The organism is Cellulomonas olei (assembly GCF_039548315.1).
GTDB lineage: Bacteria > Actinomycetota > Actinomycetes > Actinomycetales > Cellulomonadaceae > Cellulomonas.
In genome coordinates this window covers 17,108-37,002 of sequence record NZ_JBCLVN010000014.1, presented here as the reverse complement: position 1 = coordinate 37,002, position 19,895 = coordinate 17,108, and the positions used below count along the sequence as shown (strand labels likewise).

The following is a 19,895-nucleotide window of genomic DNA, read 5'->3' as shown; positions in this document are numbered from 1 at the left end:
CCCGGCCGCCGCGCCCGCGCCCGCCGGCGGACCCGCCGCCGCCCGCGCCACGGGCGCCGTCGCCACCGTCGCCGAGCTCCGCCGCCTGCAGCCCACCGCCGGCGCCGTCGTGCTGGTCGCGGGGTACGCCGCGGCGGGCGACGGTGGCGGCATGGTGACCCGCTGGGACCCCGCGGCCACCGCGGACCCGAACGGTGGCACGGTGATCGCCTCCGAGCGGCGCTCGCGCGGCCGGTGGCTGCTCGTCCACGACGGCGTGCTCGACTTCCGGCAGTTCGGCGTCCTGGACGCGAGCACGCCGGCGGACGACGCGCTGGACGCGATGGTCGGCGACCCGGCGGTGCACCGCATCGAGGCCCGCACGGACCTCAGCTTCACCCGCCGGCACCGGTTCACGCGGTCGGACCTGGTGCTCGACTTCGGCGGCCGGCTGGTGACCACCGAGGGCATCGAGCCCGCCGCCGCCAACGACCCGTTCGCGGCGGTGCTGTTCTTCCGCGGGACCGTGACCGACCACGTCGTGACGTCGACGCTGCCGGACGCGCTGCCGGAGCTCGTCGACATCGTGCCCGTGCCGGACTCGGCGGCGTTCGCGGTGGGGGACTGGTACGCCGTGCAGACGGATACCCGCCCGGGCGGCGGCAGCGCCGAGCGGGAGCTCATGTACCTGGTGCAGATCACGCAGGTGGTCGACGCCACGCACGTGCGGCTCGGCTACAAGACGGGCTGGCCGCTGGCGGCGGGCCGGGTGCTGACGTTCACGCGCGTCGAGCCGGTCCAGCGGGTCACGGTGCAGCGGATGCGGTTCCGCGGGACCGGGACGGACCAGGTGACGGGCTCGCACCCGGTGGCCTTCGAGTACGCGACGCACTGCGACGTGCACCAGGTGGACGCGGAGCGCACGTTCTGGCCGGTGGTGATGCGGCGGTGGAACACGTCGTACGTGACCTCGCAGTGCTCGCTGGCCAACCCGGTGAGCGTGACGCTGGGCGGCGCGGGCTACCTGACCCAGCAGATCTCCTGCCTCTACGCGCACGTGGTGGACTGCCGGACGTCCAACGCCCGGCACCTCAACGACTTCACCTGCGCGGCGTACTCGACGGTGGAGAGCTGCCACGGCGACGGCGACGTGCAGGGCCCGTTCGTCACGCACGGCCAGTACGAGCACGACCTGACCTACATCGGGAACTCCGGCCTCATGACGTTCGCCAACTCGGGGGCCACCTGGGGCGGGCGGGCCAAGCGGGTCACCGTGCGGCAGCAGGTGGCGGCGCTGTTCTTCGCCCGGGTCGGCGTGGTGGACCTGACGCTGGAGGACTGCCAGGTGGTGCGCGACCCGAGCATGCCGGACTACCCGTCGTGGATGTGGGTGAACGCGGACGGCCTCCAGATGCGCGGGTGCCGGGTGGACGGGCGGTTCCAGCTCTCGCAGGCCACGGACCTGTCCGCGCGCCCGACCGTGATCGAGGACTGCGTGATCGGCCTGACGGACCAGCTGGCGTCGATGCCCTTCGTCGCGGCGAACGTGACCACCCCCGTGCACCTGGTGCGGACGACGGTCACCGGCCTCGACGGCGGCACGGCCCTGTTCCCCGGGACCGGCCCGCTGACCCTGACGGGGTGCACGCTCCAGGGCGCGGAGGGCGGCGCGGCGCTCACGGTGGCGTCGTCCCGCCTGGTGCTGGACGGGACGGAGCTGGCCGGCACGGGGGTCCTGCTGGCCGGGACCTCGGACCAGGCGCTCGAGGTGACCGGCGGGACGCGGGCGACGGGGGCCCCGGCGTCGGGCGTGGTGTTCGGGCGGGCCGCGAACGGCGGGACGCTCTCGTGGTCGTTCGACGGGTACACGGGCGTCGCCGGCGCGGACGCGGTCGCGCACGTCGTGCTGACGGGCGGGACCAACCACTACCGCGCGACCGGCTCGACGTTCGAGGGCGGCCGGCTGGAGCTCGCGGACGCGGCGTTCGGCCCGGGTTCGTCGCTGCTGCACACGGCCAACGTGGAGCGCGGGGTGACCCGGACGGCGCTCCCGGCGACGGGGGACCGCGTCCTCTCGGACGGCAACCTGGTCGCCTGATCCTGAACGTTCGGCTATACCGAACAGCGGCAGGCTTTACAGAACCGTAACGCCCAGCCCTTGCCGCTCGCCCGGGCGCGCGCTTCAATGAAGTGTCCGTTCGGTTGTGCCGAATGGCGTTTGGAAAGTGCTCTTGGCGGAGCGCAAGGCAGCACGTGGGGCCGCGGCCGGGCTGGACCGCACCCCTGGAGGGCAGCACCCCGACCGGGTGCTGCCCTCCGCCGCGTCCGGGCCGCCGAGCGGGAGGTCACGCGCACAGCGCGGCGAGCACGCGGGCGACGTCCACCAGGGCGGCGCCCGACGGTGCCACGGTGCCGCCGCGCACGCCCGCGAGGAACCGGGACAGCACCGGCAGCAGGTAGTCGGCGCCCAGCTCGACCCGCACGTCCTCCCGCCCGTCCGCCCCGGTCACGCCCAGCTGGTACGGCGTGCCCGTGCCGCCCGTGCCGGCCCCGGGCGTCGCGACCGTCACCACCCCGACGTCCCGCCCGGCGGGAACCAGCGCCGTCCGGGTGCCGGCGCCGGCGACCACCGCGACCGGCCCGGACACCGGGTCGCGCAGCACCCCGAGGGCGGCCTCGACCACGTGCACGGCGGCGAACGCCAGGCCGCCGTGCGGGGACGCGGGGTCGGCCGGGCCGGAGGCCGTGACGGTCAGGCCGGACGGCGACGGGCGCCAGCGCGCGGCGAGGGCGCGGACGTCCGGGTGCAGGCGCAGGGCGGAGGCGCTGGTCAGCGGGACCCCGCGAGCCGCGGCCAGCTCCACCAGCCGCGCCGCGTCCTCCGGGTCGGTGGTGAACGGCTTGTCGACGAGCAGCGGCAGGCCCGCCCGCAGCACCGGCTCGGCGAGCGCGCGGTGCCCGCGGCCGTCGCGGGTGGCGAGCAGCACGGCGTCCACGCCCGAGCGCGCGAGCAGGGCCGCCGTGCGCTCCGGCGTCCCCGACCGGGTGGCTGCGGCGCCCGCGCGGCGGAGCGCGGCGAGCCGGTCGTCCCCTGCCGGCTCGGCGTCCGGGACGGCGACGACCGCGACGGCCACGCCCGGCCCGAGCGCTCCCGTCCGGGCGAGCCGCAGCACCTGGTCGACGTGCGTCGACTCCGCCCCGACGATCCCCAGGCGCATCCGGTCCTCCCCGTGTTCGGGACGACCGAACACCCGCGCGACGAGCCGCGATCGTCGCGGGCCCGAGTTCCACGGGCGCACCCGGTCGTCCGCCTCGGACACTAGTCGGCAGTACCGAACAGCGGCTAGCCTGGCAGCACGGCGCCGGCGCGGCGCCCCCGGCCTGCAGGGGAGACCAGATGGAGCCGAGCCCGCCCGAGCCCGAGGACTCCCGGTACTGGGTCCGCTCCGTGGCCCGCGCCGTCGACGTGCTGGAGCTGCTCGCGGCCCGGCCGCCCGGCGAGGGCATGTCCGTGACCGAGATCGGCCAGGCCCTCGGCCTGTCCAAGAGCGCGGCCTTCGCGACGCTGTACACGCTCACACGCCGCGGGCTGGTGGCCGACGACGGCGCGGGCATGTCCCGGCGCTACCGGCTCGGCATGGCGCTCGCGCGGCTGGGCTCGCAGGCCCTCGCGCAGACGTCCCTGCGCGACGTCGCGCGGCCGCACCTCGTGGCGCTGGCCCGCACCACCGCGGCGACGGCCCGGCTCGCGACGCTGGTCCAGGACCAGGCGGTCGTCATCGACCAGGTCGGCGGCAACGAGCGCGTCCGCCTCGACCTGCGGATGGGCAGCCACGAGCTGCCGCACTCCACCGGCCTGGGCAAGGCGATCCTGTCGTGGCTGCCGCCCGACCAGGTGCGCGAGCTGGTGGGGCGCGTGGGGCTCATGCGCCGCACGTCGCGCACCATCACGGACGTCGACACGCTGGTCGCGCACCTGGCCGAGAGCCGCGCGCAGGGCTACGCGATCGACGACGAGGAGGACGCCGAGGGGGTGTTCTGCATCGGCTCGCCGCTGCTCGGGCACGACGGCGCGTGTGTCGGCGCGATCTCCATCACGGGCCTCAAGCTCGACCAGCCGGCGTGGCACTACCAGGAGCTCGGCCGCACCGTGCGGGACGCCGCCCGGCGCATCTCCCGGGACCTGGGGTTCGACCCGGACGCCCCGGCGGTGACGACGGTCGGCGGTCCCGAGGTGGTTGACGGGGCGGCGACCCCGGGCTAGCGTCCCGTCCCACTGCACGACCCGCCCCCAGCCCGGGAGGGTCGTCGCGACGCAGGCCAGCCCCCTGCGCTCCGCCAGACGGTCGCCCTCGACGGGGAGGTCGACCGCCAGCACGGCCCCGACGCCACGACGCGCACCGCGCGGACGAGTCCACGACGTGACGAGTCCCCAGGCGGTCGGCATGGCAACGAGCAGCGAGACGTCCCCGCGCACGACGGGCGCGCCCACCGGCGTCCCGGCGGGTGCGGCGACGCGGTCGCCGACGGCACCGGCCGCCCCCGCCGCGCGGCCGTGGGAGCGCGCGCCGCGCCGCAGCACCGCCGACGCCGTCGCCGGGCTGCCGCCGGTCACCGTCGCCCTGGTCGGTGCGGGCAACCGCGGCCAGACCTACCTGGCGTGGGCGCGGGCGAACCCGGGGCGCGCCCGGCTCGTCGCCGTCGCCGACCCGCAGCCGCACCGGCGCGAGCTCGTCGCCGCGGGCGACCCGGGCGTCGCGCACTACGACGACTGGCGGGACCTCGCCGCGCAGGGCCGGGTGGCGGACATGGTCGTGATCTCCACCCAGGACCGCGACCACGCCGAGCCGGCGGAGGCGTTCGCGGCGCTCGGCTACGCGGTGCTCCTGGAGAAGCCGATCGCCCCGACCGAGGCGGAGTGCCGCCGGATCGTCGCGGCCGTCGAGCGGGCGGGCGTGCTGTTCGGCGTCTGCCACGTCCTGCGGTACACGCCGTACACCGACCTGGTGAAGGAGGTCGTCGACTCCGGTGTCCTCGGCCGGGTGGTCGACGTGCAGCACCTGGAGCCGGTCGGCTGGTGGCACATGGCGCACTCCTACGTGCGCGGGCCCTGGCGGCGCGAGGACGAGTCGGCGCCGATGCTGCTGGCCAAGTCCTGCCACGACGTGGACTGGATCCGGTACGTGACCGGCCTGCGGGTCGAGAGCGTGTCGTCGTTCGGCTCGCTCACCGAGTTCCGCCCCGAGCACCGGCCCGCCGGCGCCGCGGACCGGTGCCTCGACTGCGCCCTCGAGCCCGGCTGCCCGTACTCCGCCCCGCGGCTGTACCTCGGCACGCTCCGCGCCGACGGGCCCGTCTGGCCGGTCACCGTCATCACGTCGCGCACCGACGAGCAGGGGGTCGTCGACGCGCTGCGCACCGGCCCGTACGGCCGCTGCGTGTGGGACTGCGACAACGACGTGGTCGACCACCAGGTCGTCGCGATGCGCCTCGAGGGCGGCGCGGCGGCGACGTTCACCATGACGGCGTTCTCGGAGCAGACCCACCGGCAGACGCGGGTGTTCGGCACCCACGGCTCGCTCGAGGGCGACGGCGAGCGGGTCCGCGTCGTCGACTTCCGGGACAACACCGTGCGCGTCCTCGACACCGGCGCGGCCGGGTCCAACGCCGCGGACGGCCACGGCGGCGGCGACGCCGGCCTCATGGACGCCTTCACCGCCGCGGTCGCCACCGGCGACCGCACCTGGGTCCGGTCCGGAGCGGCCGAGTCCCTCGACAGCCACCTCGTCGTGTTCGCCGCCGAGCAGGCGCGCCGGACCGGCCAGGTCCGGGAGGTGGGCGCCGCATGACGGCCGCCGCCCGGGGCACCACGCACCACCCGCACGTCCCCCAGCAGTCCCTGCCTTCCCCCGACCCCAGGGTCCTGATCAAGGAGATGCGATGAGACTCGCGACGAAGTCGCTGGTGGCGGCCGGAGCCGCCTGCACGGTCCTGCTCGCCGGCTGTTCCTCCTCGTCCGACGGCGCCCCCGCCGGCGACGGCGAGGACGGAGCCCTGTCCGGCGAGGTCACGATGTGGATCTACCCGATCATCGCGGACGAGACCGCGCACCAGGACTTCTGGGACGCGCAGGTCGAGGCGTTCACGGCGGAGAACCCGGACGTCGACGTCACCGTCCAGGTGTACCCGTGGGCGGGCCGCGACGAGTCGCTGACCACGGCCATCGCGTCCGGCACCGGCCCGGACGTCGTGTACCTGATCCCCGACCAGCTCGCGACGTACCAGTCGTCGATCGAGCCGGTGGACGGCTACCTGTCCGAGGAGCACGTCGCCGACATCCTCCCGAACGTCGCGGAGTCGATCACCGTCGACGGGCAGATGCTCGGCGCGCCGCTGCTCACCAGCTCCAACCCGCTGGTGTGCGACAAGGCGGCGTTCGACGCGATCGGCGCCACCGAGTACCCGGAGACCTGGGACGACCTGCTGGACATCGCCCCGGACCTGGCCGAGCAGGGCATCTACGCCACGAACTACTGGGGCTCGCCCGAGGTCACGCTCAACATGACGTTCTACCCGCTGCTGTGGCAGGCGGGCGGCGACGTGTTCAGCGAGGACGGCACGTCGGTGGCGTTCAACTCGGACGCGGGCGTCGAGGCGCTCGAGTTCCTGGTCGAGCTGAACGAGGGCGGCTACCTGGAGCCCGACCTCATCACCACCACGCCGAGCATCGAGCAGACGGCGCTCGCGCAGAACAAGGTCGCGTGCACCTGGCAGTCCGGTCCCGCGGACGTCGAGGCGTACTGGGGCACCGAGAACATCGTCATCCAGCCGCCGCTGACCCAGGAGGAGACGATCGGCTACGGCACCGTCGGCTCGCTGTCGATGCTGAAGGGCTCGGAGAACAAGGACGCCGCCGGCGCGTGGATCGACTTCGTGACCTCGGCGGACCCGGTCACCGAGTTCGTCACCACCGCGAAGATGTTCTCCCCGCTGTCCTCGACCGGTGAGCTCTACGCGGACGACCCGGTGTACGGCGCGATCGAGAAGACGATCCCCGACACCACGGTCGGCCCGGTCAACGAGCACGCCCGCGAGGTGATGGGCGTCCTCGCCCCGGAGATCCAGGCCGCGCTGCTCGGGCAGAAGTCCGCGCAGCAGGCGCTCGACGACGCCGCGGCCTCGGCCGACGCGATGCTGGGCTGACGAAGGCGATGACCTCTGCACTCCGCGAGCCCGCCGCGGCGCCCACGCGCCGCGGCGGGCCCGGCCGGGCCGGTCGCCGGTCGGTGATGGCGCGCTGGGACGCGCGCACCGGCCTGCTGTTCGCCCTGCCGACGTTCCTGCTGTTCCTGGCGTTCCGGTTCGGTCCGGCGATCGCCGGCGTCGGGCTGTCGTTCTTCGACTACGACATCTCCGGCAGCCTCGAGTGGGAGGGCCTGGCGAACTTCGAGCGCATGGTCGGCGACCCGGTGTTCTGGCAGGCCCTGCGCGTGACCGTGCTCTACACGCTCCTCGCCGTGCCGCTGTCGCTCGGGCTGTCCCTCGTGATGGCGCTCGCGGTGCGGCGCCGGTTCCGCGGGGTGGGGTTCTTCCGGTCGGTGTTCTTCCTGCCGGTCATCACCTCGCTGGTGCTGGCGGGCACGGTGTTCGTCTGGGTGTTCTCGACCGACGGCCCGGTGTCGACGGTCTCGCAGTGGCTCGGCGGCAGCGGGCAGTCGTGGCTGTCCTCGTCGCTGCTGGTGGTCCCGGCGCTCGTGCTCGTGGGCGTCTGGTCGCGGTTCGGCTACGGGATGCTCATCCTGCTGGCCGGCCTGCAGGAGGTCCCGCGCGAGCTGGAGGAGGCGGCGCTGACCGACGGCGCCGGCCCCGTCGCGCGGTTCCGGTACATCGTGCTGCCGCACCTGAGGCCGTCGCTGTTCTTCCTCGCGGTCATCGAGACCACGGCCTCGTTCCAGGTGTTCGACCTGATCTTCGTGATGACCCAGGGCGGCCCCGCCCGCGGCAGCTACACCCTCGTCTACATGCTGTACGACCAGGGCTTCAAGTACGTCGACTACGGCTACGCCGCGGCGATCGGCGTCGCGCTGTTCGCCATGACGCTCGTCGTGGCCGTGGTCCAGCGACGCTTCCTCGGGAGGGAATCGTGAGCGCCCCCACCGCACAGGTCGCGGCCCCGCCCGCCGTCCCGCCGCCGCCCGCCGCCACGCGTCGCCGCCCGTACCGCGCCCTCGAGCCGACCCGGCGGGGCAAGGTCCTGCGCGGGCTGCTGCTGGCCGCGGGCTCGCTGCTGACGATCTTCCCGTTCTACGCGATGGTCGTCATCGCGCTGCGGCCCGAGACGGCCATCGACTTCCCGTCGTCGCTGCTGCCGTGGAACCTCGACACCTCGGCGTTCCGGGACGTGCTCGCGGGGCAGGACATGCTGCGCTGGACGCTCAACAGCGTCATCTACTCCGTGGTGTCCGTGGTGGCGGTGCTCGTGATGGCCTCGATGGCCGGCTACGCGTTCGCCAAGAAGCGGTTCCCCGGGCGCGAGGCCATGTTCTGGTCGTTCCTCGCGATGGTGATGGTGCCGTACCACGTCACCCTCATCCCGACCTTCATCGTCATGGCGAAGCTCGGCGGCGTCGACACGTACTGGGGCCTGATCCTGCCCTCGCTGGCGAACGCCCAGGCGGTGTTCCTCATGCGGCAGTTCATCAAGGGGCTGCCGGACGAGCTGTTCGAGGCCGCGAAGATCGACGGCGCCGGCGAGTGGCGCACGTTCGCGACGATCGTGCTGCCGCTGTGCAAGCCGGTGCTCGCGACGCTCGGCACGTTCGTGTTCCTGTGGCACTGGAACGACTTCCTGTGGCCGCTCATCATCGGCAAGAGCGCGGACATGTGGACGCTCACCGTCGGCATCGCGTCGCTGCGCCAGCAGCAGGTGCCGCTCTCGGTGGTGCTGGCCGGGTCCGTCGTCGCCCTCGTCCCGATCTTCGCGGCGTACGCCGTCGCGCAGCGCTCGTTCCAGGAGGGCGTGGCGCAGACCGGCATCAAGGGCTGAGCCGCCGCCGCGACCCCCGACCCCGCAGACCCCACGGAAGGACCCGCATGTTCACCTCCGAGCAGGAGCTCGAGGACCGCCTCACCACCCCGTCGCCCGCGCTGGTCGCCGACCTCGCACGCGTCGCCGGCGACCTGGTGGTCCTCGGCGCCGGCGGCAAGATGGGCCCGACGCTCGCCGTGCTGGCGCGGCGGGCGCTGGACGCCGCGGGCCGCGACGGCGACGCGGTGCACGCCGTGTCCCGGTGGTCCGACGCCGCGCAGGCCGACCGGCTGCGCGCGGCGGGGGTCCGGGTCGTGACGGCCGACCTGCTCGGCGACGACGACCTGGCGAGGCTGCCCGACGGCGCGGACGTGCTGTTCATGGTGGGCGCGAAGTTCGGCTCCGCGTCGGCGCCGTCGTGGGCCTGGGCGGTGAACGCCGCGCTGCCGGACCGGGTCGCGCGGCGGTACCGGGACAGCCGGATCACGGCGTTCTCGACCGGCAACGTCTACCCGCTGGTGCCCGTCAGCAGCCAGGGCGCCGCCGAGGACCACCCCCTCGGGCCGGTCGGGGAGTACGCGATGTCCTGCCTCGGCCGGGAGCGGGTGTTCGCGCACGGCGCGCTGACCCGCGGCACGCCGGTGTCGCTGATCCGGCTGAACTACGCCGTCGACCTGCGGTACGGGGTGCTGTACGACATCGCCTCGACGATCCTCGCGGGCGAGCCGGTCGACCTCACCACCGGCCACGTCAACGTGGTGTGGCAGGGGTACGCGAACGAGGTCACGCTCCGCGCCACCGCCCACGCCTCGCCCGACGTCTTCACGCTCAACCTCACCGGGCCCGAGGTGCTGCCCGTCGAGCGGGTCGCCCGGCGCCTGGCCGCGGGTCTCGGCCGCGACGTCGCGTTCACGGGCACGCCGTCGGGCACCGCGCTGCTCAACGACGCGACCCGGTGCCTCGACCTGTTCGGCTACCCCGACGTCACCGCGGGCACGCTCGTGGACTGGCAGGCGGCGTGGCTGGCGGCCGGGCTGCCGACCAGCGGGAAGCCCACCAAGTGGGCCGTCCGGGACGGGCGGTTCTGATGGCCGCCCCCGCCGCCCCCGCCGCCCCCGCCCTGCCGCGCGAGGTCGGCGAGCTGCTGCGCGCCGGCACCGTCATCCCCGCGCACCCGCTCGCGCTCACGGAGGACCGCCGGCTCGACGAGCGGCACCAGCGCGCGCTCACCCGGTACTACGCCGCCGCCGGTGCCGGGGGCGTCGCGGTCGGGGTGCACACCACGCAGTTCGAGATCCGGGACGTCGGCCTGTACGAGCCGGTGCTGGCGCTCGCGGCCGACACCCTCGACGACGCGCTGGGGGCCGGGCCCGCCGCCCGCCCGTTCGTGCGGGTCGCCGGGGTGGCCGGGCCGACGGCGCAGGCCGTGGCGGAGGCCGAGGTCGCCGCGGGCCTCGGGTACCACGCGGTGCTGCTCAGCCCGCCGCGCCCGGCGCCCGGGGACCCGCTGCTCGCCGACCCCGCCCGGCTCGAGGACCACGCGATCGAGCGCGCGGCCGCCGTCGGGGAGGTGCTGCCGGTCATCGGGTTCTACCTGCAGGCCGCGATCCGCGGGCCGCGGCTGTCGCTCGACTTCTGGCGGCGGTTCGCGGAGCTGGAGGCGGTCGTGGCGGTCAAGGCCGCACCGTTCGACCGGTACCGGACCCTCGACGTCGCGCGCGCCGTGGCCGGGTCGTCCCGCGGCGCCGACATCGCGCTGTACACGGGCAACGACGACGCGATCGTGGCGGACCTGCTGTCCGACCTGGTGTTCGACGGCCCGGACGGCGAGCCGGTCACGCGCCGCGTGGTCGGCGGGCTGCTCGGCCACTGGTCGGTCTGGACCCGGCGCGCGGTCGAGCTGCACGCGCAGGTGGGCCGGGCCCGCGCGGGCGACCGGGAGGCGCTGGCCGACCTGGTCGCGCGGTCCGCGGCGGTGACCGACGCCAACGCCGCGCTGTTCGACCCGCAGCACGGGTTCGCCGGCTGCATCGCCGGGGTGCACGAGGTGCTGCGCCGGCAGGGCCTGCTCGCGGGCACGTGGTGCCTCGACCCGGACGAGACGCTGTCGCCCGGCCAGGCCGAGGAGATCGACCGCGTGCTCCGGCTGCACCCGTGGCTGTCCGACGACGACTTCGTCGCGGAGCACCTCGACGGGTGGCTGGCGTGACGGCGGTGCTGGTCGCGGTGCCGGCGGCGCTGCGCGGGGAGTTCTTCGACGCCGCGGCCGAGCGGGCGCTGGGCGACGCCGCCGCGGCGCTGGGCGGCGGGGTGGTGTGGCTCGAGGGCGGTCCCGCGCTGCTCGCGCCGGGCGCCGCCTGGCCCCGTGCGCGCGTGCTGGTCACCACCTGGGGACAGCCGCCGCTCGACGCCGCCCTGCTCGACCGGCTGCCCGCGCTCGGGCTGGTGGCGCACACCGGCGCGACCGTGCGGCCGTTCCTCACGCCCGAGGTCGCGGCGCGCGGCGTCGCCGTCACGCAGGCCGGCCAGGGCATGGCCCGGTCGGTCGCCGAGGTGGCGCTCGCGTTCACGCTGGCGCTGCTGCACCGGGTGCCGCGGTTCGACCACGCGCTGCACGCCGGCGCGCCCTGGGCCGAGGCGGAGGCGGCCCCCGCGCGGCACGAGGTGCTCGGCGCGACGATCGGCGTGGTCGGCGCCTCCCGGACCGGCCGGGCGAACATCGCGCTGCTCCGGGCGCTCGGCGCGCACGTGCTGGTCAGCGACCCGTACCTCACCGCCGAGGACGCCGCGGCGCTCGGGGTGGAGCGGGCCGAGCTGGACGACCTGCTGCGGCGCTCGCGGGTCGTCGTGCTGCACGCGCCGTCGCTGCCGGAGACCCGGCACCTGGTCGACGCGCGGCGGCTGGCGCTGCTGCCGGACGGCGCCGGGCTCGTGAACACCGCGCGGTCCTGGCTCGTCGACGAGGCGGCGCTGGTCGCCGAGCTCCGGACCGGGCGCATCGACGCGGCGCTGGACGTGTTCGACGAGGAGCCGCTGCCCGCCGGCCACCCGTTGCGGTCGCTGCCGAACGTGCTGCTGACACCGCACCACGCGGCGGGCACGGTGGAGGGGCGGCTCCGGCAGGGCGGCATCGTGGTGGACGAGGTGGCGCGGTACGCGCGCGGCGACGCGCTGCGGCACGCGGTGACGGCGGAGGACCTGGAGCGGATGGCATGAGCGGGGACGGCGACGGGGTGCGGTCGGCGCGGGCGCGGGGCGCGGCGCGGGTGCGCGGGCGGTGGGCCGCCGGGGAGCCGGTGCGCGGGGTGTGGAGCACCCTGCCGGACCCGGTGGTGGCGGAGCTGCTCGGCGGCGCGGGCTACGACTACGTGTGCGTCGACCTGCAGCACGGCATGACGGGCCCCGGCACGGTGCTGCCCGTCCTGCAGGCGCTGCGGCACACCCCGGCGGCCACGCTGGTCCGGGTGCCCGGGCCGGACCCCGAGCTCATGATGCGCGCGCTCGACCTGGGCGCCGACGGCGTCGTCGTCCCGATGGTCGACACGCCCGAGCAGGCGGCGGCCGCCGTGGCGGCGTGCACCTACCCGCCCGGCGGCGTCCGGTCGTGGGGGCCGGTGTGGGGCGACGTGGACGGCGCGGCGCCCGCCCCCGCGGAGGCCGACGCGGCGCGGCTGGTCGTCGTCATGGTGGAGACCGCCGCGGGCCTGCGGGACGCCGCGGCGATCGCGGCGGTGCCGGGCGTCGACGCCGTGTACGTCGGGCCGAACGACCTCGCGCTCTCCCTCGGGCACGGGCGGGCCACGTACGCGACGTCCCCCGAGGTGCACGCCGCCCTGGACGGGCTGGTCGCCGCCGCGTCCGGCGCCGGCACCGCGATGGGCCTGCACTGCGCGACGCCGGAGATGGCGGCGTACTGGCAGGCCCGCGGGGTGCGGATGCTGACGGTCGCGACCGACACCACGCTGCTGCGCACCGGGTCGGCCGACGCGCTCGCACGGGCAGGGTGCGCGTCGTGAGCGAGGCCCCCGTGCTGCGCGACGCCGCGCCGGCCGTCACCACCTGGACCCCCCGGGAGTCGTGGGTGCGCGCCGGCGTCGGGCGGGCGGACATCACCCCGCCCGTCGGCGTCCGCGCCCACAACTGGGGCGCGTCCCGCACCGAGGTCGCCACGGGCGTGCACCGGCCGCTGACGGCGACGGCGCTCGCGTTCCACGACGCCGGCGCGGGCCGGTGGCGGTACCTGCTCACGCTCGACCTCGGCTGGTGGCGGGACGCGGCGTCGTTCGCCCGGCTCCGGGACCCGCTGCTGAGCGCCCTGGGCGCCGAGCCGGACGACCTGCTGCTGCACCTCGTCCACACCCACGCGGGCCCGTCGGTCTCGGACCTGGGCCTCGACCTGCCCGGGGCGGACCTGCTCGACGACTACCACCGCACGCTCGAGGCCGGGGCGCGGGACGCGTGCGAGACGGCGCGCGACGCGGCGGTCGACGCCGTCGTCACGTGGGGGACCGGCTGGTCCGACCTGGCCGTCACCCGGAACCTGCCGTGCGGGGACCGGGACGTCGTGGCGTTCGACCCGGGCACGCCCGCCGACGGCACGCTCCTGGTCGGCCGGGTGTCGACGGCGGGGGGAGGCGCACCGCTGGGCGTGCTGCTCAACTACGCGTGCCACCCGACGACGCTCGCGCACCACAACAGCCTGCTGTCGCCCGACCTCGTCGGGGCCGCCCGCGAGGTGGTCGAGGCCGCCGCGGGCGCGCCGTGCCTGTTCCTGCAGGGCGCGTCCGGCGAGCTGTCGCCGCGCGAGCAGTACGGGCCCGGCACCGAGCAGGCCGACCGCAACGGGCGCGCCCTCGGTCACGCGGCGGTGGCGGTGCTGGAGCAGCTCGGGGAGCCGGGGACGCGCCTGCGGTTCGACGGCGTCGTCGAGTCCGGCGCACCGCTGGGCCTCTGGGTCCGGGAGCCCGCGCCCGACCCCGCCGGCGTGCGGTGCACGGCGCAGACCGTCCCGCTCGCCGCCCGACCGGTGCCGACCGCCGAGCAGGTCGCGGAGCAGTGGGCCGGGATCGACCCCGTGGCCGCCGCCGAGCGCCTGCGCCGGGCGACCCGGCTCGCGGACGGCTACGTCACCGACGGCGTCGCCGGGCACCCGCTGTGGGTGTGGGGCCTCGGTGACGCCGTGCTCGTCGCGCACCCCGGCGAGGCGTTCTCGGCCCTGCAGACCGAGCTGCGCCGCCGGCACCCCGACCGCGCGGTGCTCGTGCTCAACCTCACCAACGGCCCGGGCTTCGTCTACCTGCCGGACCGCGCCTCCTACGACCGCGACCGGTACCAGGTGTGGCAGACGCTCCTGGCCCCGGGCGGCCTGGAGGACCTGACCGCCGCGGCGGACGCCGCGGTCGCCGCCCTGCCCCGACCCCGCGAGGTGACCGCATGACCGCCCCCGCCGACCCGTCCGACGTGCCCGCCCCGACGGCCCCGACGGCACCGCCCCGCCCCGGACGCTCCGTGGTCGTCACGGGCTCGTCCTCCGGCATCGGCCGGTCCATCGCGCTCCGGCTGGCCGCGGACGGATGGGCCGTCGTGGTCGTCGGCCGGGACGCCGGGCGGGTGGACGCGGTCGTGGCCGAGGTCCGCGCGGCCGGGGGGACCGCCGCCGGCTGCGCGGGCGACGTGGCCGACCGCGACCTGCACGCGCGGCTGCTCGCGGCGGCGCTCGACCTGGCGCCGCTCGCGGGCTGGGTCAACTGCGCGGGCACCACGGTCCGCAACGGCCTGACCGAGCTGTCCGAGCAGGTGACGCTCGACATGGTCCGCGGGAACCAGCTCGGCTCGCTGTGGGGCTGCGAGACCGCCGTCGCGCACTGGGTCGGCGCCGGCGCTGGCGGCGCCGTGGTGAACATGTCCTCCGTGCACGGCCGTGCCGCGTACCCGGAGCACACGGTCTACGAGATGACCAAGGCCGCGGTCGAGGCCCTGACCCGGTCGGTGGCCGTGACGTACGCGGCGCGCGGCATCCGGGCCAACGCCGTCGCGCCGGGCGCCGTCCGGTCGCCGGCCCTGGAGGCCTCGTTCGACCGGGCCCCCGACCCGGCGGCCGCGCGGGAGTTCCTCGCCCGGCGGTCGCCCGCGCTGCGCATCGCCGAGCCGGAGGAGGTCGCGGCGGTCGTCGCGTTCCTGCTCTCCGACGACGCGTCGTACGTGTCCGGCCAGACGGTCGCGATCGACGGCGGCTGGACCGCGGCGCTGGGCGCCGACCCGGAGGAGCCGGGCGCGCGCCGGGCGGGGGTGGGCGCGTGACGCTGCGCAGCGCCGGCTGGTTCGCCGGGGACGACGAGGTGGCGGTGCTGCACCGCGTCGCCCTGCGGCTCGGGCCCGAGGACGCCGGACGTCCCGTCATCGGCATCGCGGACACCGCGTCGGACCTCAACCCGTGCAACGCCGGGTTCACCGCGCTCGCCGAGCACGTGGCCGCCGGGGTGCGCGCCGCGGGCGGCGTCCCGGTGCGGTTCCCGGTGATGTCGCTGGGCGAGGACCTCATGAAGCCGTCCGCGATGCTCTACCGCAACCTCGTCGCGATGGAGCTCGAGGAGACCGTCCGGGCCTACCCGCTGGACGGCGTGGTGCACCTGGCGAACTGCGACAAGACCGTCCCCGCCGCCCTCATGGCCGCCGCCAGCGCCGACGTCCCGGCCCTGCTGCTGCTCGGCGGCGCGCGGTCGGCGCCCGAGTTCCGCGGCCGGCCGCTCGGCGCGGGCACCGACCTGTGGCGGGCGCTCGACGACCGGCGCGCGGGCGTGCTGGACGACACCGGCTGGCGCGGGCTGGAGCAGTGCCTCGCGTGCGCCGGGCCGGGCGCGTGCAACGTCATGGGCACCGCCTCGACGCTCGCGATGCTGACCGAGGCGATGGGCATGGCCCTGCCGGGCACCGCCCTGCTGGACGCCGTCGGACCCGCGATCGAGGCCGCCGCGCGCGCCACCGGCGAGCGGGTGGTCGCGATGGTCCGCGCGCAGGAGCGCCCCTCCGCCCGCCTGACGCAGGCGGCGCTCGACACCGCCGCGCGCGTGCTCGCGGCGGTGGGCGGGTCGACGAACGCGGTGATCCACCTCGCGGCCGTGGCCGGGCGGCTCGGGCTCGACGCCTCGCTCGCCCGGTTCGACGCGCTGTGGCGGGACGTCCCGCTGCTCGCCGACGTCGAGCCCTGCGGGTCCGGCCTGGTGCACCGGCTGCGCCGGGACGGCGGGCTGCCGACGGTGCTGGCCGCGCTCGCGGCGGGCGGGCTCGTGGACCTCGACGCCGCGGCCGGCGACGGGCGGCCGTGGCGGGACGTGCTGCCCGCGTACCCGGAGCCGGGCGCCCCGGGCTCGCTGGTGCGCACGCCCGACGACCCCGTCCTGCCTGCGCCGACGCTCGCCGCCGTCTCCGGGTCCCTCGCGCCGTCCGGGGCCGTCATCAAGGTGGCCGCGGCGAGCCCGGAGCTGCTCGCCCACACGGGCCGCGCGGTCGTCTTCGACTCGTACGACGACATGCGCACCCGGCTGGACGACCCCGCGCTGGAGGTCGACCCCGGCGACGTCCTCGTGGTGCGCGGCTGCGGCCCCGTCGGCGTGCCCGGCATGCCGGAGTGGGGCATGGCGCCGATCCCGCAGCGGCTCGTCGAGCGGGGGGTGCGCGACATGGTCCGCGTCAGCGACGGCCGGATGAGCGGCACGTCGTTCGGCACCGTCGTGCTGCACGTCGTCCCCGAGGCCGCCGTGGGCGGTCCTCTCGGGCTGGTCGAGGACGGCGACCCCGTGCGGCTCGACGTGCCGGCGCGCCGGCTCGACCTGCTCGTGCCCGAGGCGGAGCTGGACCGCAGACGGGCGGCGCGTGGCGGGGCGGCGCCGCGGGCCGGGGCGACGCACCTGCGCGGCTGGCCGCGGCTGTACGCCGACCACGTGCTCCAGGCCGACCGGGGCGCCGACCTCGACTTCCTGACCGCGCCGACCCCGGCGCACCGCACCTTCGTCGAACCCGTCGTGGGCCGCTCGTGACCGCGCCCCGCGACCCCCACCCGACCGCACGACCCACTCACCGAGGAGACCCGATGTCCGCACCGCGGCCCCTGGCCGGCGTCCTGCCGGTCGTCCAGACACCGTTCGCCGCCGACGGGACCGTCGACGAGGCCGCGCTGCGCCGCGAGGTCGACTGGGTGGTCGACCAGGGCGCCCACGGCGTCACGACCGGGATGGTCAGCGAGATCCTGCGCATGACGTCCACCGAGTGCGCGCGGCTCGCCGAGGTCGTGGCCGAGCAGGCGCGCGCCCGCGGGGCGCTGTCCGTGGTGAGCTGCGGCGCCGAGTCGACGTTCGGCGCGGTGGCCGCCGCGCGGCACGCCGAGTCGGTCGGCGCCGACGCCGTCATGGCCATCCCGCCGATCACCGTGCAGCTCGGCGACGACGCGCTGTTCGGGTACTACTCGGCGATCGTCGAGGCCACCGGGCTGGGCGTCGTGGTGCAGGACGCGTCCGGGTACGTGGGCCGGTCGCTGTCGATCGAGCTGCAGATGCGGCTGCTCGACCGGTACGGCGACCGCGTGTACTTCAAGCCCGAGGCCGCGCCGATCGGCCAGCGGCTGACGCTGCTGCGGGAGGCGACGGGCGGGCGCGCCCGGGTGTTCGAGGGCACCGGCGGCGCCGCCCTGGTCGACTCCTACCGCCGCGGGATCGTCGGCACCATGCCGGGGTCCGAGGTGACGTGGGCGATCGTCCGCCTCTGGGAGCTCGTCGAGGCCGGCCGCTGGGACGCCGCGTACGAGATCAGCGGGCCCCTGTCCGCCCTCGTCGCGCTGCAGACCTCCATCGACGTGTTCGTGGCGGTCGAGAAGCACCTCCTGGTGCGGCAGGGCGTCCTCGAGCGCACCGACGCGCGGGCGCCGCACGGGTTCGTGCTCGACCCCGAGACCCGCGACGAGGTGGACCGGCTGTTCGACCTGCTGCGCACCCGGACGCTGTCGGGCCGCGCGGCGTGACGCGCGCGGCTGCGACACGGCCCGCCGGGACGCGCGGGCGTTCCCGCGTCGTGCGAGGCTGCGTGAGGTGACCGACCTGCGCACCGTGCCCCTGCCCGACCGCCGGATCGACGCCGCGGAGCTGGTCCCCCCGGACGCGCCGGAGGCGGTGGTGCTCGGCGAGGTCCGCGCCCGGCTCGGCGAACGCCCCCTGCTGGACGCGCGCGACGGCTCCCTGGTCTGGGTCGACATCGACGCGCGCAGCGTGCACCGCTGGGCCGGCGGCGACCACGCGCGCGACGAGGTGGTCAGCGTGCCCTCGCAGGTCTCGGTCGCGTGGCCGGCCCGGGGCGGCCTGCTGCTCGCGACGGCCGACGGCCTCGGCGTGCACGACGGGACGACGCTCGGCCCGCTCACCCGGCCGGGGACCATGCCGGGGGACTACCGGTTCAACGACGGCGCGTGCGACGGCGCGGGGCGGCTGTGGGTCGCCACGATGCCGCGCGACGGCTCCACGGGCGAGGGGACGGTCTACCGCGTCGCGGCGGGCGCTGACGGGGCGCTCGACGTCACCGCGGTCGTCACCGGCGTCGGGTGCGGCAACGGCGTCGCGTGGAGCCCCGACGGCTCGACGCTGTACCTCACGGACTCGGCGACCCGGACCGTCTTCCGGGCCCCGTTCGACGTGGCGGCGGGCACGGTCGGCGCGTGGGAGCCGTTCCTGGCGTTCGCGTCGGACGGCCCGATGCCGGACGGCACCACCGTCGACGCGGACGGGTGCCTGTGGGTGGCGCTGTACGGCGGGGGCGCGGTGCTGCGGTTCGGGCCGGACGGCACGCCCCGCGGGGCGGTGCGGGTGCCGACGGCGCGGGTGACGTGCCTCGGCTTCGGGGCGCCGGGCACGGGGCGGGCGTACGTGACGACCGCGCACGCGGACGGCGACCCGCTCGCGGGGGCGGTGCTCGGCGTCGACGTGGCGGTGGACGGGCTCCCGGTGCGGGAGTTCGGGGAGGGCTGAGGCGGCGCGTCCTCACTCCGCGGTGTCGGCTCGGGGCTCCAGGGTGAGGCGCGCCCCGAGGGCGTCCGCGAGACGGACGAGCGTGTCGCGCGTCGGGTTGCCGAGGCCGCGCTCGATGCGGCTGACGTCGGCCTGCTGGACCGAGGCGCGCTCCGCGAGGGCGGACTGGCTGAGGCCCCGGGCGTGCCGCAGCTCCGCGAGCTCGGCGCCGAGGCGCTGCTCGGCCGCGAGCCGGGTCCGGAGCTCCTCCCCGGCGCGCGCCGCGGCGTCACGGACGTCCTGGTCCCACTCGGACCGCACGTCGCCGGCGATCCGGCGGTAGGGGGTCGTGGCCACGGTGCCTCCTCCGATCGGTCTCCACCCATCATGTGTTGAAGCACATAGCGTCGTCAACCTGACGTCCGCCAGGTCGCGAGGTGGCGGCGTGCCCGCGCGATCTCGCGGCGCTGGCGCCTCTCCGACGGGTCCCGGCCCTTGTCGTACGCGTGCAGGAGCAGGACCACGCGCTCACCGTGGAACGTCACGAAGAGGCGGAGGAGGACCGGGCGGCGACCGCCCCGGTCGGCCCCGGGGCGGCGGGCGCCGTCAGGACCGGCCCTCCCACGGACCGCGTTCAGCGACTGGCGGATGCGGATCTCGTACAGGCCGTCGCCGAGCCCCGTGCACCAGGGCGTCCCCAGCAGGTCGATCCCGTGAGGCTCGACCACCTCGGTGATCACGGCGTCGACGACCGCCTGGACGTACGGGTCCGCCCGCCGGAACCACTTCTCGAACGGCGCCTCACCGGAGCGGTCGTCCCGCCAGACGTCGACCTGCCACCGCGGCGCGGCCTCCGGTCCCGGTGACCAGGTCCCACCGTCGGCGCCCCGGGACACGTC

18 protein-coding genes are annotated in these 19,895 nt (G+C 76.3%); 15 read left to right on the top strand and 3 right to left on the bottom strand.

Features of this window, described 5'->3' with window-relative positions; genetic code table 11:
* Positions 1–2,077, top strand: a 2,077-nt coding sequence (locus AAHH18_RS06820) for a peptidase C14 (protein WP_343301078.1), incomplete at its 5' end; no start/stop codon positions are given.
* A 247-nt stretch (positions 2,078–2,324) separates the two neighbouring features.
* Here AAHH18_RS06820 and AAHH18_RS06815 read toward each other — a convergent pair.
* Positions 2,325–3,197, bottom strand: a complete 873-nt coding sequence (locus tag AAHH18_RS06815; RefSeq protein WP_343301077.1) for a Gfo/Idh/MocA family oxidoreductase — start codon at positions 3,195–3,197, stop codon at positions 2,325–2,327.
* A gap of 179 nt (positions 3,198–3,376) precedes the next feature.
* On the opposite strand from AAHH18_RS06815, the gene AAHH18_RS06810 reads away from it, so the two are divergent.
* From AAHH18_RS06810 to AAHH18_RS06745, 14 genes are all read left to right on the top strand, one after another.
* Complete coding sequence (locus AAHH18_RS06810; RefSeq protein ID WP_343301076.1) at positions 3,377–4,243, top strand: IclR family transcriptional regulator; 867 nt, start codon at positions 3,377–3,379, stop codon at positions 4,241–4,243.
* Between the two features lie 157 nt (positions 4,244–4,400).
* Entirely contained in the window at positions 4,401–5,828 is a 1,428-nt protein-coding gene (locus tag AAHH18_RS06805; protein WP_343301075.1) for a Gfo/Idh/MocA family protein, read from the top strand.
* Positions 5,829–5,919: 91 nt separating this feature from the next.
* Positions 5,920–7,182, top strand: coding sequence for an ABC transporter substrate-binding protein (locus tag AAHH18_RS06800; protein ID WP_283318657.1), 1,263 nt, complete (start codon positions 5,920–5,922; stop codon positions 7,180–7,182).
* An 8-nt stretch (positions 7,183–7,190) separates the two neighbouring features.
* Positions 7,191–8,126 carry a carbohydrate ABC transporter permease gene (locus AAHH18_RS06795; protein WP_343301074.1) on the top strand — a complete coding sequence of 312 codons (936 nt, stop codon included), beginning with the start codon at positions 7,191–7,193 and terminating at the stop codon, positions 8,124–8,126.
* Positions 8,123–9,025 (top strand): carbohydrate ABC transporter permease, encoded by a 903-nt coding sequence (locus AAHH18_RS06790; protein WP_343301073.1) that lies wholly within the window; start codon positions 8,123–8,125, stop codon positions 9,023–9,025. The genes AAHH18_RS06795 and AAHH18_RS06790 overlap by 4 nt, the downstream gene beginning before the upstream one ends.
* Before the next feature lie 47 nt (positions 9,026–9,072).
* Positions 9,073–10,095, top strand: a complete 1,023-nt coding sequence (locus AAHH18_RS06785) for an NAD-dependent epimerase/dehydratase family protein (RefSeq protein ID WP_343301072.1) — start codon at positions 9,073–9,075, stop codon at positions 10,093–10,095.
* Positions 10,095–11,216, top strand: coding sequence for a dihydrodipicolinate synthase family protein (locus tag AAHH18_RS06780; RefSeq protein ID WP_343301071.1), 1,122 nt, complete (start codon positions 10,095–10,097; stop codon positions 11,214–11,216). The genes AAHH18_RS06785 and AAHH18_RS06780 overlap by 1 nt, the downstream gene beginning before the upstream one ends.
* Positions 11,204–12,223 (top strand): hydroxyacid dehydrogenase, encoded by a 1,020-nt coding sequence (locus tag AAHH18_RS06775; RefSeq protein ID WP_343301070.1) that lies wholly within the window; start codon positions 11,204–11,206, stop codon positions 12,221–12,223. The genes AAHH18_RS06780 and AAHH18_RS06775 overlap by 13 nt, the downstream gene beginning before the upstream one ends.
* Entirely contained in the window at positions 12,220–13,023 is an 804-nt protein-coding gene (locus tag AAHH18_RS06770) for an HpcH/HpaI aldolase family protein (protein WP_343301069.1), read from the top strand. Before AAHH18_RS06775 ends, AAHH18_RS06770 begins: the two co-directional genes overlap by 4 nt.
* Positions 13,020–14,444, top strand: coding sequence for a hypothetical protein (locus AAHH18_RS06765; RefSeq protein WP_343301068.1), 1,425 nt, complete (start codon positions 13,020–13,022; stop codon positions 14,442–14,444). The genes AAHH18_RS06770 and AAHH18_RS06765 overlap by 4 nt, the downstream gene beginning before the upstream one ends.
* Positions 14,441–15,307: an SDR family NAD(P)-dependent oxidoreductase gene (locus tag AAHH18_RS06760; RefSeq protein ID WP_343301067.1), complete on the top strand. Its 867-nt coding sequence runs from the start codon at positions 14,441–14,443 to the stop codon at positions 15,305–15,307. Before AAHH18_RS06765 ends, AAHH18_RS06760 begins: the two co-directional genes overlap by 4 nt.
* Complete coding sequence (locus tag AAHH18_RS06755) at positions 15,304–17,043, top strand: dihydroxy-acid dehydratase (RefSeq protein WP_343301066.1); 1,740 nt, start codon at positions 15,304–15,306, stop codon at positions 17,041–17,043. The genes AAHH18_RS06760 and AAHH18_RS06755 overlap by 4 nt, the downstream gene beginning before the upstream one ends.
* A gap of 53 nt (positions 17,044–17,096) precedes the next feature.
* Positions 17,097–18,020: a dihydrodipicolinate synthase family protein gene (locus AAHH18_RS06750; RefSeq protein ID WP_343301065.1), complete on the top strand. Its 924-nt coding sequence runs from the start codon at positions 17,097–17,099 to the stop codon at positions 18,018–18,020.
* Positions 18,021–18,087: 67 nt separating this feature from the next.
* The gene (locus tag AAHH18_RS06745) at positions 18,088–19,017 is read left to right on the top strand and encodes an SMP-30/gluconolactonase/LRE family protein (RefSeq protein ID WP_343301064.1); all 930 of its coding nucleotides are present in this window, start codon (positions 18,088–18,090) and stop codon (positions 19,015–19,017) included.
* Between the two features lie 12 nt (positions 19,018–19,029).
* Here AAHH18_RS06745 and AAHH18_RS06740 read toward each other — a convergent pair whose 3' ends face one another.
* Together AAHH18_RS06740 and AAHH18_RS06735 are read right to left on the bottom strand one after the other, a co-directional pair.
* Entirely contained in the window at positions 19,030–19,353 is a 324-nt protein-coding gene (locus tag AAHH18_RS06740; RefSeq protein ID WP_343301063.1) for a helix-turn-helix domain-containing protein, read from the bottom strand.
* Positions 19,354–19,406: 53 nt separating this feature from the next.
* Positions 19,407–19,892, bottom strand: coding sequence for a hypothetical protein (locus AAHH18_RS06735; protein WP_343301062.1), 486 nt, complete (start codon positions 19,890–19,892; stop codon positions 19,407–19,409).
* Positions 19,893–19,895 lie beyond the last annotated feature (3 nt).